The sequence below is a fragment of the Modestobacter sp. VKM Ac-2984 genome, assembly GCF_026967985.1.
Taxonomy (GTDB): domain Bacteria; phylum Actinomycetota; class Actinomycetes; order Mycobacteriales; family Geodermatophilaceae; genus Modestobacter.
Window position 1 is genome coordinate 616,944 of record NZ_JAPVBJ010000001.1, and the last position, 13,088, is coordinate 630,031.

The window sequence follows — 13,088 nt, forward strand, 5'->3', positions numbered from 1 at the left end:
CGATGCGCGACGCTGTCGCGGTGACCTCCTCCGCCCCCGAGTCGCCGGCCGCTCCCGTGCCCGCCGGCACTGCCGGGCGACGACTGGCTGCGGCCGACGTGCTGCTGGCCGATCGCGGCCAGCTCTTCCGCGCCCTCTTCCTGTCCGCACCCGTCGCCAAGGCCGTCGTCGACCCCAGCGGGCGGCTGCTCGTCGTCAACCCGGCGATGTGCGAGCTGACCGGGCGGACGTCCGGCGAGCTCGTCGGCCGGCACCTGGACCTGCTCACCCACCCCGACGACGTCCCCGTGGAGGACCGCGCGGCCGAGCACCTGCCCGGCACCCCACTGCTGGACCCCCAGCTGCAGGTCGTCGGCGAGCGCCGGCTGCGCCGCGCGGACGGCAGCAGCATCTGGGCGATGCAGACCCAGGAGCTCATCCACCGCACCAACGGCGAGCCGCAGTTCGTGCTCCTCACCCTGGTCGACGTCACCGACCGTCGCCGGGTGGAGGACGACCTGGTCCGCCGCACCTTCACCGACCCGCTGACCGGGCTGCCCAACCGGCGGGCCCTCACCGAGCGGCTGCAGCGGGCGCTGGCCGGGTCCGGCCGGCGCGGGACGCTGGTCGGGCTGCTGCACCTGGACCTGGACCGCTTCACCGCCGTGAACGACTCCCTCGGCCACGAGGGCGGGGACCAGCTGCTCTGCCAGGTCGCCGACCGGCTGCGCTGGAGCACCCGGGTCGAGGACACCGCCGTGCGCTTCGGGGCCGACGAGTTCCTCGTCCTGGCCGAGGACGTCGAGGACGTCGAGGGGCTGCGGACCCTGGCCGACCGCCTGCTCGGCGTGCTCGACGAGCCCTTCCACGTGCTCGACCGGGAGGTCACCCTCTCGGCCAGCATCGGCATGACCCTGGGGACCGACCTCACGCCCGAGGCGCTGCTGCGCCAGGCGCACACGGCGCTCGCCCGGGCCAAGGCCAGCGGCGGCCGGGGCCGGGTCGAGGTGCACGACGGGGCGCTCAGCGAGGGCTACGTCGACCAGCTCCAGCTGGAGACCGACCTGCGGCACGCACTGGAGGCCGGCGAGCTGCGGCTGTTCTACCAACCGATCGTCGCGCTCTCCGACGAGCACCTGCTCGGCTACGAGGCGCTCATCCGCTGGCAGCACCCGACCCGTGGGCTGCTGCCGCCGGGGGCGTTCCTGTCCGCCGCCGAGGACAACCGGCTCACCTCGCGCCTCGGCGCCTGGGTGCTGCACCAGGCCTGCTGGGACGCCGCCGGCTGGGACCCCGCGCTCCGGGTGCACGTGAACATCTCCGCCCGGCACCTGGCCGAGCCGGGCTTCAGCGAGCTGGTCGCCGACGCCCTCGCCGAGTCGGGGCTGGCCCCGGAGCGGCTGGAGCTGGAGATCACCGAGTCGACCGCCCTGTTCGCCGCGGACGCGACGCTGCACGCCGTCGACACGGTCACCGAGACCGGTGTGACCCTCGCGCTGGACGACTTCGGCACCGGCTACTCGGCGATCACCGCGCTGCACCGGCTGCCCATCCACACCCTGAAGATCGACCGCTCCTTCGTCGCCGACATCGTGGCCCAGCCGGCCACCGCGGCACTGGTGCAGGGCCTGCTCCAGCTCGGTCAGGGCATGGGCCTGCAGGTGATCGCCGAGGGCATCGAGGACGTCGAGCAGGCCCGGTGGCTGCTCGAGCACGGCTGCTCGATGGCCCAGGGCTACGCCTTCGGCCGGCCCGCCCCGCTGCCGGCCCGCGAGCTCGGCCAGTACCCGGCGCCCGCGGGGCTGCACGACCTCGACGACCCGGCCACCGACCCCCCGGCCGAACCGCACCACGAACCCGCCGCCGGTGCGGACGCCGCCACGTCCGAGCACGAGTGGTCCGGGCGGGACGACGAGGAGCCGGAGGAGGGGCACGGGTTCGACCTGGGTGCCGCACTCGCCGAGCAGGACCTCGAGGGGCCCGGCCCGGTCGTGGCCAGTGCCGCCGTCCCCCAGCTCGACTCGTTCCAGCTGCCGGGGACCACACCGGAGCCCGCAGCGCCGCAGGCGGCTGAGCCGCCTGCGGACACCGAGGCGGGCGCGGAGCCCGGCGACTCCTTCGACCCGGGGGTCTTCCGACCCTCCGACGAGCTCCTGGAGCTGCGCGCCCTGCTGGCCGCCAACGGCGCCCCCGACACCCCGGGTGTCCCCGGGCCGCGGCAACCGGCGGAGCTGGGTGACCTGCGCGCCCTGACCGCCGACCCGACCGACCTCTCCGGGCTCCGCCCCTGGCTGGAGTCCTTCCAGCAGCGGCTGGGCCCGCTGGACACCGGCGACCTCCCGGAGGTCGGCCGCAGCTGATCCCGGGGCGGTGCCGGCCGAGCTCCCGACGAGGAGCCCGCCGGCCCGCCCCGGGGTCAGGAGTCGTGCACGGCGGTGAGGGCGGCCCGCAACGGGATCGCCTCGGGCCGCTTCGCCGCGCGCCCGTCGCCCGAGGACTCACCGCGCAACCGGCGGCCGATCCAGGGCAGGACGAACCCGCGGACCCAGGCGAGCTCCTGCCCGACCACCTGCCGCACCGGCAGCGGCGGCGCCGGGTCCAGCGGGGTGCGCCAGTCCGTGCCGTCGCCGGCCACCGGGACGCCGAGCGCGGCCGCGGCGGCCAGCGCCGTCCGCCGGTGCCCCTCGGCGGTCAGGTGGATGCGGTCGCCCGGGTCCCACATCCGGGCGTCCTGCAGCCAGGCGGCACCCCACTGGTCGAGCACGACGGCGCCCTGCCGCGCGGCGATCGACCACAGGTGGGTGTTGAAGACCGCGACCCGGCCCCGGGTGCGGCGGATGATCGGCGTCTGCCGCGGGTCCACACCGGTGGCCAGCAGCACGTCCGCCCCGGCCTCGCGGAGGGACACGACGGCGGCCTCCAGGTCCGCGGCCAGCCGGTCGGGGTCGGCGCCGGGGCGGAGCAGGTCGTTGCCGCCGGCGACCAGGCTGACCAGGTCGGGCCGGGAGGCGAGCGCGACCGGCACCTGCTCGGCCAGCACCTGCGGCAGCAGCCGGCCGCGGACGGCGAGGTTGGCGTACTCGACGCTGCCCGAGGGCGCGGCGGCGGCCAGGTGCTCGGCGAGCCGGTCGGCCCAGCCCCGGAAGGAGTCCGGCGACCCCGGCTCGGGGTCGCTGAGGCCCTCGGTGAAGGAGTCCCCCAGCGCGATGTACCGCTGCCACGTCCGACGATCACTGCCCGGTTGCACGTCCCCTACTGCACCACGCCCCTCCCGGCGCCCGGGCGAGGGGTCCCGTGCCGGAGACCACATCCGCTGGACTCCTGTCGGTGACACGGGGAGGCCAGGATCTGCGGTCATGCGCACCGACGTCGCCTGCTCGCTCACCGTCTCCTCTCCCGCACCGGCGACCGCGCTGCTGCAGGTCGCCGTCGCCGCGCCCGCCGACGAACAGCTGATCGTGCTCACCGACGGCCGCCCGGTGCCCGCCGAGGAGGTCGCCGTCCCCGGCGCGCGGGTGCACCGCCTGCAGCTGCCCGCCGGTGAGACGACGATCAGCTACTGCGCGCACGTCTCCTCCGGCGGCGGCCCGCGGCCGGTGAGCCCGGCCGACTGGGCGGAGTTCGTCCGGCCCAGCCGCTACTGCCCCTCCGACCAGCTGGAGGGCTACGCCGGGGCTGAGTTCGACCGGTCGCTGCCCCGCGCCGAGCTGGTCGCCGCCGTCGCCGCCTGGGTGAGCCGCCGGCTGGTCTACACCACCGGGTCCAGCCGCCCGGTGGACACCGCGGTCGACACCCTGCTGCTCGGCCAGGGCGTGTGCCGCGACTACGCGCACCTGACGATCACGCTGCTCCGTGCGCTGGAGGTCCCCGCCCGGCTGGTCGCCGTCTACGCCCCGGGCCTGTCGCCGATGGACTTCCACGCGGTCGTCGAGGCCGACGTCGACGGGGTGTGGCAGACCGTCGACGCCACCCGGCTCGCCCCGACCTCGGCCCTCGTCCGGATCTGCACCGGCCGCGACGCCGCGGACACCGCCTTCCTCTCGCTGTTCGGCGGGCGGGCCGCCTTCCGGGGCATGACGGTCACCGCCACCGTGGACGGCGACCTCCCCGCACCTGCCGACGAGCCGTTCCCGTTGCCCTGAGGCCGGCCCGGCTCAGCTGACGTCGCCGGGACCGCGGGCGCCCTGCGGGGCCCGGACCGGGCCGGTGCCCGGGGCCGGCACCCCGCCCGGTGTCCGACGGCGCAGCTCCTCGGGCACCAGCTCCACCAGCTCCTCCGGCAGCAGCGGCAGGTCCAGCAGCGAGAGCTTGACCCGGCTGCGGTCGGCGGCCAGCCAGTCGTCCAGCCGCACCAGCAGCCCGGCGTCCGCGCGGGCCTCGACGTGCAGCTCGTCCCCCGGCCCCAGGCGACCGACCACCAGGCCGTCCACCTCCACGGCCGGGCGGCCGGCGGTCTCCGGCAGCGCCAGGTGCAGCGGCTCGTGCGGCCCCAGCACGACGGTGCGGTCGATGCCGTTCAGCGGCGCCGACGGGGTGACCAGCACGCCCGCGGCCCCGGGGGACATCACCGGACCGCCGGCGGCGAAGTTGTAGGCCGTCGACCCCATCGGGGTGGCGATGATCAGCGCGTCACTGCGGTAGTGGCCGTAACGGCGACCGGCCACCGACAGGGTCGCGTCGACCATGCCCTCCCCCGGCACCCGGGCCAGGACGACGTCGTTGAACGCGACGGTCTCCCAGCCCGGCCCGCGCACCACCAGGCAGCTGCGCGACTCCAGCGTCGAGCGGCCCTCGGCCAGCGCGGTGAGCGCCCCGTCCAGCTCCTGACCCTCGACCTCGGTCAGGAAGCCCAGCCGGCCGAAGTTGACGCCCAGCACCGGGACCGGGTCGGCGACCACCATCCGCATCGCGCCGAGCAGCGTCCCGTCGCCGCCGAGGGCGATGAGCCCGTCGCAGCTGGTGGCCAGCTCGGCGACGTCCACCGGTGTCACGCCGTGCAGGTGCAGCCGCTCGACGTCCGCCGCCGCGGCGACCAGCTCCACCCCGTGCGTCGTGGTCCAGGCGACCACCTGGGCCACCGCGCCGGCGCAGTCGCGGTGCGGGTGCAGCACCAGGCCGATCCGGCTGCCGTCGTGCACCCGTCAGCCCCGGTAGGTCTCGAGCAGCCGCAACCAGACCTCGCTGATCGTCGGGTAGGACGGGACGGCGTGCCAGAGCCGGCTGATCGGCACCTCACCGACCACCGCGACCGTCGCCGAGTGCAGCAGTTCGGCCACCCCCGGGCCGACGAACGTGACGCCGAGCAGCACCTCGCGCTCGGTGTCCACCACGGCGATCGCCGTCCCGGAGTAGCCGTCGGCGAAGAGCGCGGCGCCGGCGACGCCGCCGATCGCGTACTCCACGACCCGGTGCGCGACGCCGGCGTCGGCCGCCTGGGCCGCGGTCATCCCGACCGACCCCACCTGGGGCTCGGTGAAGACCACGCTCGGCGTCGCCCGGCGGTCGGCGGTGGCCACGAACGGCGACCAGTCGGCCAGGTCGACGTGCTGCCCGCGGGCCCGGGCCACGATCGCGGCGCCGGCCTGGCGGGCCTGGTACTTGCCCATGTGGGTCAGCTGCTGGCGGCCGTTCACGTCTCCGACGCCGTAGAGCCACGGGACGCCGGGCACCTGCAGCGACTCGTCGACGTCGAGGTACCCGCCCGGCTCCAGGCCGACGGCGTCCAGGCCGATCTCGTCGGTGTTGGCGGCGCGGCCGGTGGCCACCAGCACCTCGTCGCCGCGGAACTCGCCGTCGGCGGTGCTGAGGACCACGTCGCCGCCGTCCTCCCGGCGGGCCGAGCGCACCTCGCTGCCCAGCCGGACGTCGACGCCCATCTCCCGCAGGGACGCCTCGACCGCCGCCGCGGCGGCCGGTTCCAGGTTCGGCAGCAGCCGGGGCCCGCGCTGCAGCAGGGTCACCGCGGAGCCCAGCTGCTGCCAGGCCGTCGCCATCTCGCTGCCCACGTAGCCGCCGCCGAGCACCAGCAGCCGGCCGGGTGCCTCCTTGGCGCTGGTCGCCTCCCGCGGGGTCCACGGCTGCACGTCGGCGAGGCCCTCGACCGGCGGGACGGCGCCCCGGGACCCGGTGCACACGGCGACGGCGTGCCGGGCGGTGAGCACCAGCTCCGTGCCGTCGTCCTGGGCCACGACGACCTGCTTCTCCCCCGCCAGCCGGCCGTGCCCGCGCACCAGGGCGATGCCGGCGCCCTCGACCCACCGCGCCTGGCCGGCGTCGTCCCAGTGACTGGTGAAGCCGTCCCGGCGGGCGAGGGTGGCGGCGACGTCCTGCTCGCCGGTCACCGCCGCCGCAGCGCCGGACACGGCACGGGCCTGGGCGAGCGCCTCACTGCCCCGCAGCAGCGCCTTGCTGGGCATGCACGCCCAGTAGGAGCACTCGCCGCCGACCAGCTCGCTCTCCACCAGCACCGTGCTCAACCCGCCGCAGGTGGCGATGTCCGCGACGTTCTCCCCCGTCGATCCGGCGCCCAGGACGATGACGTCGTACGTCCGCTCCGCAGTGGTCACCTGGGCATTGTGGTCGACTGACCCCCGTGCCTGTCGATCCCGCCGACCACGCCGCCGCCCTGCGCCAGTACGCCGCCGGGGTCGTGCTGCTGACCGTGCGCGACGACATCGACGACGTGGGGACGACGGTGACCTCGGTGATGAGCGTCTCCGCCGACCCCCCGCTGATCGCCGTGGGGCTGGCCGCCGACGGGTACCCGGCCGAGGTGCTGCAGGGCATCGGCAGCGGCGCGGTGAACGTGCTGAGCACCGGGCAGGCGATCCTGGCCAGCCGGTTCGCCTCCGCCGGGCGGCCCAGCGCCCGGCACCTGCTGGAGTCGGTGCCCTGGCACCGCGCCCCGGTCAGCGACGCGATCGTGCTGGACGAGGCCCTCACGGCGCTGGACTGCACGGTCGCCTCGGTCGTCGAGGCCGGCAGCCACGTGGTGGTGCTGCTGTCGGTGGAGGGCGTGCCGGTGCTCGGGGACGGCGACCCGCTGGTGCGCCTCCGCGGCCGCTGGGCCGACGGCGTCGGCGCGCCCCTCCGCCGGCCCTAGCGCCCGTCTTCCCGCCCCGACCCGCTTCCCTGTCCGGGCCACCCGCCGTCCCGGGTTGACCGCCGTCCGGGTTGACCCGGGCCAGCTGGGGTTGAGCCGCGCCACGACGCGGCTCAACCCCAGCTCACGCGGCTTGACCCATCTCATCGACTGCTCGGACCGGCCCGGACCGGCCCGGAGCGGAGGCCACGGAACGCGGTGGTCACGCCGCGGGGTTAGCGTCGTCGCCGATGAGCAACGCCCTGCCCGCCCCGTCCGACTCCACCCTCCGCCGCGCCCTGGTGCGCGCCGAGCGCGGGGTCACGCTGGACGCCACCGAGGCCGAGACCCTGCTGCACGCCCGCGGGCTGAGCGAGGGCGAACCGCTGGACCGGCTGCTGACCGCCGCCTCCCGGGTACGGGACGCCGGGCTCGCCTCGGCCGGGCGCCCCGGGGTGGTCACCTACAGCCGCAAGGTGTTCATCCCGCTGACCCACCTGTGCCGCGACCGGTGCCACTACTGCACGTTCGTGACCACGCCCGGACAGCTGCGCACCGAGGGCAAGGCCCCGTACCTGTCGCCGGACGAGGTGCTCGACATCGCCCGGGCCGGGGCCGCGCTGGGCTGCAAGGAGGCGCTGTTCACCCTGGGCGACCGCCCGGAGGAGCGCTGGCCGGTCGCCGCCGAGTGGCTGGAGGCGCACGGGTTCGACTCGACGCTGGGCTACCTGCGGGCGATGGCGATCCGGGTGCTGGAGGAGACCGGGCTGCTCCCCCACCTCAACCCCGGGGTGCTGTCGTGGGAGGAGATCCAGCGGCTCAAGCCGGTCGCCGCCTCGATGGGGATGATGCTGGAGACGACGGCGACCCGGCTCTGGTCGGAGAAGGGCGGCCCGCACTTCGGCAGCCCGGACAAGGAGCCCGCCGTCCGGCTCCGCGTGCTCGAGGACGCCGGCCGCTCCGCCGTCCCGTTCACCACCGGCGTGCTGCTGGGCATCGGGGAGACCTACGCCGAGCGGGTCGACGCGATCGCCGAGATCCGCGCCTCGGCCCGGCGGCACCAGCACGTGCAAGAGGTCATCGTGCAGAACTTCCGCGCCAAGCCGCGCACCGCGATGGCCGCGCACGACGACCTGGAGCTGCAGGAGTACGTGGCCGCGGTGGCGGTCAGCCGGCTGATGCTGGGGCCGGCGGCGCGGGTGCAGGCACCGCCGAACCTGAGCGACTCCACCGAGCTGGCGCTGCTGTTGCGCGCCGGGGTCGACGACTGGGGCGGGGTCTCCCCGCTCACCCCCGACCACGTCAATCCCGAGCGGCCGTGGCCGAACATCGACAAGCTCGCCGCGCTGAGCGCCGAGGCCGAGTTCACGCTGCGCGAGCGGCTGGCCGCCCAGCCCGGCTACGTGACCCAGCCCGAGCCGTGGCTGGACCCGCGGGTGCGCCCGCACGTCTCCGCCCTCGCCGGCCCCGATGGCCTGGCGGTCGAGGGCCGGCTCCCGGTGGGCCTGCCGTGGCAGGAGCCGGACGAGGCCTGGACCTCCTCCGGCCGGGTCGACCTGCACACCGAGATCGACACCGTGGGCCGCACCGGTGACCGGCGCAGCGACTTCGACGCCGTCTACGGCGACTGGTCGGAGCTCCGCGAGGCGACCGTCGCCGCCCGCGACGGCTCCTCCACCGCGCTGACCGTCGGCGACCGGGAGGTGCTGGCCGCGCTGCGGCACGCCGAGCAGGACCCGGCCGGGCTGAGCGACGCCGAGTACCTGACCCTGCTCGGCGCCGACGGCACCGACCTGGAGCACCTGTGCGCGCTGGCCGACGCCGTCCGCCGGGACGTCAACGGCGACGACGTCACCTACGTGGTGAACCGGAACGTCAACTTCACCAACGTCTGCTACACCGGCTGCCGGTTCTGCGCGTTCGCCCAGCGGCGCACCGACGCGGACGCGTTCACGCTGTCGATGCAGCAGGTCGGCGACCGGGTCGACGAGGCCTGGGCCGGCGGGGCGACCGAGATCTGCATGCAGGGCGGCATCCACCCCGACCTGCCCGGCACCGCCTACTTCGACCTGGCCCGCGAGGTGAAGTCCCGCCGTCCCGACATCCACCTGCACGCGTTCTCCCCGATGGAGGTGGTCAACGGCGCGGCCCGCACCGGGCTGTCGTTCCGCGACTTCCTCACCGCGGTCAAGGAGGCCGGCGTCGACTCCCTCCCCGGCACCGCGGCGGAGATCCTGGACGACGACGTCCGCTGGGTGCTCACCAAGGGCAAGCTGCCGACGGCGACCTGGCTGGAGATCGTGAAGACGGCGCACGAGGTGGGCCTGCCGACGACCTCGACGATGATGTACGGCCACGTCGACACCCCCGCGCACTGGGTCGCGCACCTGCGCACCCTCGCCGCCCTGCAGGACCGGACCGGCGGGTTCCGCGAGTTCGTGCTGCTGCCCTTCGTGCACCACAACTCGCCGATCTACCTGGCCGGCGTGGCCCGGCCGGGGCCGACGAACCGGGAGAACCGGGCGGTGCACGCCGTCGCCCGGCTGCTGCTGCACGGCCGGATCGACAACATCCAGACCTCGTGGGTGAAGCTCGGCGACACCGGCACGCAGGCGATGCTCGACGGCGGGGCCAACGACCTGGGCGGCACGCTGATGGAGGAGACGATCAGCCGGATGGCCGGCTCGGGCAACGGGTCGCTGAAGACGATCGCCGAGCTGGAGGCGATGGCCGCCGCGATCGGCCGGCCGGCCCGTCAGCGGACGACGGACTACGGCACGCCCTCGGCCGAGCGGATGGCCACCGCCCGCTCGGAGGAGGGCCGTCAGGCGCTCACCCTCAGGCTGCTCTGAGCCGCCGGTCAGGCGGTCCAGCGGGACGGGGTGCGGCGGCTGTCGGCGCCGCTCGCCGTGCGCGCCCAGGCGGCCTGCAGCACGTCGGCCACCTCGTCGGCCTGCTCCGGCGGCACGCTCAGCGGCAGCCGCAGCCACCGGTCGGCGGTGCCGTCGACGGTGAACCGCGGCCCCGGGGTCACCCGCAGGCCCAGGTCGAGGGCGTGCGCGGCGAGCCGGGTGGAGCTCTCCCCCGGCAGCTGCACCCAGAGCACCGAGCCGGCCCGCGGCCGCTCGACGCGCCAGTCCGGCAGCCGGGCGGCGAGCGCGGCGAGCAGCGCGTCCCGGGCGGCGGTCAGCCAGGCGACCCGGTCGGCGAGCACGTCGTCGGCGACGGCGAGCAGCCGGGCGGCGACCAGCTGCTCCAGCACCGGGCTGCTGAGGTCGATCGTGCCGCGCGCCTGGGCCAGCCGGGCCAGCAGCGGCGGGTCGGCGCGCACCCAGCCCACCCGCAGCCCCGACCAGTAGGCCTTGCTCATCGAGCCGAGGGTGACCACCCGGCGGTCGAGCGCGGCGAGCGCGGTGGGCCGGGCGCCGTCGAGCACGAGCTCGGCGAAGGTCTCGTCCGTGGCGACCACCGGGGCGTCGAGGGCGGACAGCAGCGCCCGGCGCCGGCCGTCGTCGGCGAGCAGGCCGGTGGGGTTCTGGCCGTCCGGGGTGACCAGCGCGACGTCGGCCGCGGCGGCCGGCAGCTCCCAGCCCTCGCTGCTCACCGGCAGCGCGACCGGCCGCAGGTGGTGGGCCGCGAGACAGTCCAACGCCGCGGGGTAGGTGGGCTGCTCGACCAGTGCCCGCTGCCCCGGCCGGGTGACGGTGCGCAGCAGCAGGTCCCAGCCCGCCAGCGCGCCGTTGGTGACCAGCACCTGCTCCGGCTCGGTGGCCAGCCCCCGGCGGGTCAGGTGCCGGGCGACCGCGGCGCGCAGCGCGGGCAGGCCGTAGGGGTGCAGGCCGTGGCCGGCCAGCAGCGGGCGCAGGTCGGCGGTGGCCCCGGCGACGGCGTCGAGCAGCTGGGCGGGGGCCGGTGCGGCCGCGATGGTGAGGTCCCGGACGACGGCCGGCTCCCCCGGGTCGGCGTCCGGGCGGACCGGCGCGGGCGACGGGAGGGTCACCCGACTCCCGGCACCGGCCGCGCTGTGCAGGTACCCCTCGCCCCGGAGCAGGTCGTAGGCGGCGCTCACGGTGGTGCGGCTGAGCCCCAGCGCCTGGGCGAGCTGCCGTTCCGAGGGCACCCGGGCACCCACCGACAGCCGACCGTCCAGGGCGAGGCCGCGGATCCCGGCCGCGACGCCGGCGTAGGCCCGGCCGTCGCCCAGCCACGGTCCCAGGAGGTCGGCCAGTCGCTCGGTGTGCACCGGGCCATTGTCCGGGACTTGGCCCTGTCCGGACAGGGCCAAGTCGTCCAGGGTGGCCTCATGCGACTGATCGACCCGGTGCCCGCCGACCGCCGTCCCGCCCGGCTGGCGCTGCTGCTCGGCGGCCTGGCCCTCTACGGCGTCAGCGTCGCGATGATGCTGCAGGCCGGGCTGGGGCAGATGCCCTGGGGCGTGCTGGACCAGGGGGTGGCCGGCGTGCTGGGCATCGAGGTCGGCACCGGCTCGATCCTGGTCGGCGCGGTGGTGCTGCTGCTGTGGGTGCCGCTGCACCGCCGCCCGGGCCTCGGGACCCTGTGCAACGTCGTCCTCATCGGGCTGTCCATCAACGCCACGCTGGCGCTGCTGCCGGCACCGGAGGCGCTCACCGCCCGCGTCCCGCTGCTGCTGGCCGGGGTGCTGCTCAACGCGGTGGCCACCTGCGCCTACATCGGCGCCGGCCTCGGTGCCGGGCCCCGCGACGGGCTGACCACCGGCATCGCCGCCCGCGGTCACTCCGTGCGGGTGGTGCGGACGACGATCGAGCTGCTGGTGCTGGGCGTCGGCTGGCTGCTCGGCGGCACCCTCGGCGTCGGGACGGTGCTGTACGCCGCCGCGATCGGGCCGCTGATGCACAGCATGCTCCCCGTGTTCCGGCTCCGCGACGGACAGGCCGCTGCGGTCGCAGGCCCCCCGGTCTCGACCGTCGCCCCCGACTGACCGGCCGGCGCACGAGCGCGTCCTCCGTCCGCGACCGGTGCGGCACGATCACCGGACCACAGCGGGCAGGAGGACAGACGTGCCACGGGTGACCAGCGCCGACGTCGCCCGGGAGAGCGGCGTCTCCCGGACGACGGTGAGCTACGTGCTCAACGACAAGCACGGCGCGATGATCTCCGCGGACACCCGGGAACGGGTGCTGGCGGCGGCGACCCGGCTCGGCTACTCCCCCTCGGCCGCCGCCCGGACGCTGCGCAGCGGCCGCAGCGACCTGGTGCTCTGCGTGCTGCCGAACTGGACGGTGGGCCCGGTCCTGGACACCGTCCTCGACGAGCTCACCCGGGAGCTGGCCGATCGGCAGCTGTCGGTGCTGGTGCACCACGGCCGGGGCCCACGCCCGCTGACGGAGCTGTGGCGGGCGGTCACCCCGCGCGCCGTCGTCGGCTTCACCGCCTTCGGCGCCGAGGACGCCGACGCGATGCGCGGGGCCGGCATCCAGGTGCTCAACGCCTCCCTCGACGACGACCCGCACGCCGTGTTCGCCGTGCCGCAGACCCGGGTCGGGCAGCTGCAGGTGCGGCACCTGGCCGACACCGGGCACGTCCGGCTCGGCTGGGCCGCACCCGCCGAGCCCCGGCTGGCCGACTTCGCCGAGCGGCGGCTGAGCGGGGTCCGCGCCGAGTGCGCGCGGCGCGGCCTGGCCGCGCCGGTGGTGCGGGAGGTCGACCTGGACGTCGGCTCCGCCACCCACGCCGTCCGCGCCTGGCGCGGCGCCGGGGTCACCGCGGTGGCCGCCTACAACGACGAGGTCGCACTGGCGGTCCTGGCGGGCGCCCGGGCCTGCGGGCTGGTCGTGCCGGGCCAGCTCGCGGTGGTCGGCGTCGACGACGTCCCCGCCGCGCGACTGAGCGACCCGGCACTGACCACCGTGGCCCAGGACGCGGGGGTGCAGGCCCGGGCGATCGCCGCCGCCGTCGCCGCGGCCCTGGACGGCGGCACGCCGCCGCCCTCCCCCGACCCGACCGAGGTGCTGCGGCTGGTGGTGCGGGGCTCGGCGTGACCGGCGGG

Annotated in this window: 10 protein-coding genes; 6 read left to right on the forward strand and 4 right to left on the reverse strand. The window is 76.2% G+C overall.

Features of this window, described 5'->3' with window-relative positions; all coding sequences use genetic code 11:
* Positions 1–20 precede the first annotated feature (20 nt).
* A complete protein-coding gene (locus O2W16_RS02975) occupies positions 21–2,339 on the forward strand; it encodes a putative bifunctional diguanylate cyclase/phosphodiesterase (RefSeq protein ID WP_269157301.1) in 2,319 nt (772 codons plus the stop codon).
* A 56-nt stretch (positions 2,340–2,395) separates the two neighbouring features.
* Here O2W16_RS02975 and O2W16_RS02980 read toward each other — a convergent pair whose 3' ends face one another.
* Complete coding sequence (locus O2W16_RS02980) at positions 2,396–3,226, reverse strand: SGNH/GDSL hydrolase family protein (RefSeq protein WP_269157302.1); 831 nt, start codon at positions 3,224–3,226, stop codon at positions 2,396–2,398.
* 109 nt (positions 3,227–3,335) lie between these two features.
* Between O2W16_RS02980 and O2W16_RS02985 the strand changes: the two genes are divergently transcribed.
* A complete protein-coding gene (locus tag O2W16_RS02985; protein ID WP_269157303.1) occupies positions 3,336–4,121 on the forward strand; it encodes a transglutaminase-like domain-containing protein in 786 nt (261 codons plus the stop codon).
* 12 nt (positions 4,122–4,133) lie between these two features.
* On the opposite strand, the gene O2W16_RS02990 is transcribed toward O2W16_RS02985, so the two are convergent.
* Together O2W16_RS02990 and O2W16_RS02995 are read right to left on the reverse strand one after the other, a co-directional pair.
* Entirely contained in the window at positions 4,134–5,117 is a 984-nt protein-coding gene (locus O2W16_RS02990) for an NAD(+)/NADH kinase (RefSeq protein WP_269157304.1), read from the reverse strand.
* 3 nt (positions 5,118–5,120) lie between these two features.
* Positions 5,121–6,545 carry a dihydrolipoyl dehydrogenase family protein gene (locus tag O2W16_RS02995; RefSeq protein ID WP_269157305.1) on the reverse strand — a complete coding sequence of 475 codons (1,425 nt, stop codon included), beginning with the start codon at positions 6,543–6,545 and terminating at the stop codon, positions 5,121–5,123.
* Positions 6,546–6,571: 26 nt separating this feature from the next.
* Between O2W16_RS02995 and O2W16_RS03000 the strand changes: the two genes are divergently transcribed.
* Positions 6,572–7,081 (forward strand): flavin reductase family protein, encoded by a 510-nt coding sequence (locus O2W16_RS03000; protein WP_269157306.1) that lies wholly within the window; start codon positions 6,572–6,574, stop codon positions 7,079–7,081.
* Between the two features lie 230 nt (positions 7,082–7,311).
* On the forward strand, positions 7,312–9,912 hold the full coding sequence (locus O2W16_RS03005) for a bifunctional FO biosynthesis protein CofGH (protein WP_269157307.1): 2,601 nt from the start codon (positions 7,312–7,314) through the stop codon (positions 9,910–9,912).
* Between the two features lie 8 nt (positions 9,913–9,920).
* Here O2W16_RS03005 and yczR read toward each other — a convergent pair whose 3' ends face one another.
* Positions 9,921–11,303 carry a MocR-like transcription factor YczR gene (gene yczR, locus O2W16_RS03010; protein ID WP_269157308.1) on the reverse strand — a complete coding sequence of 461 codons (1,383 nt, stop codon included), beginning with the start codon at positions 11,301–11,303 and terminating at the stop codon, positions 9,921–9,923.
* A gap of 60 nt (positions 11,304–11,363) precedes the next feature.
* On the opposite strand from yczR, the gene yczE reads away from it, so the two are divergent.
* Positions 11,364–12,020 carry a membrane protein YczE gene (yczE, locus tag O2W16_RS03015; protein WP_269157309.1) on the forward strand — a complete coding sequence of 219 codons (657 nt, stop codon included), beginning with the start codon at positions 11,364–11,366 and terminating at the stop codon, positions 12,018–12,020.
* Positions 12,021–12,099: 79 nt separating this feature from the next.
* On the forward strand, positions 12,100–13,080 hold the full coding sequence (locus O2W16_RS03020; protein WP_269157310.1) for a LacI family DNA-binding transcriptional regulator: 981 nt from the start codon (positions 12,100–12,102) through the stop codon (positions 13,078–13,080).
* Positions 13,081–13,088 lie beyond the last annotated feature (8 nt).

Bases quoted from the DNA above. Each gene is read 5' to 3' on its own strand.
- O2W16_RS03005 (WP_269157307.1), top strand. From the start codon at position 7,312: ATGAGCAACGCCCTGCCCGCCCCGTCCGACTCCACCCTCCGCCGCGCC.
- O2W16_RS02985 (WP_269157303.1), top strand. From the start codon at position 3,336: ATGCGCACCGACGTCGCCTGCTCGCTCACCGTCTCCTCTCCCGCACCG.
- yczE (WP_269157309.1), top strand. From the start codon at position 11,364: ATGCGACTGATCGACCCGGTGCCCGCCGACCGCCGTCCCGCCCGGCTG.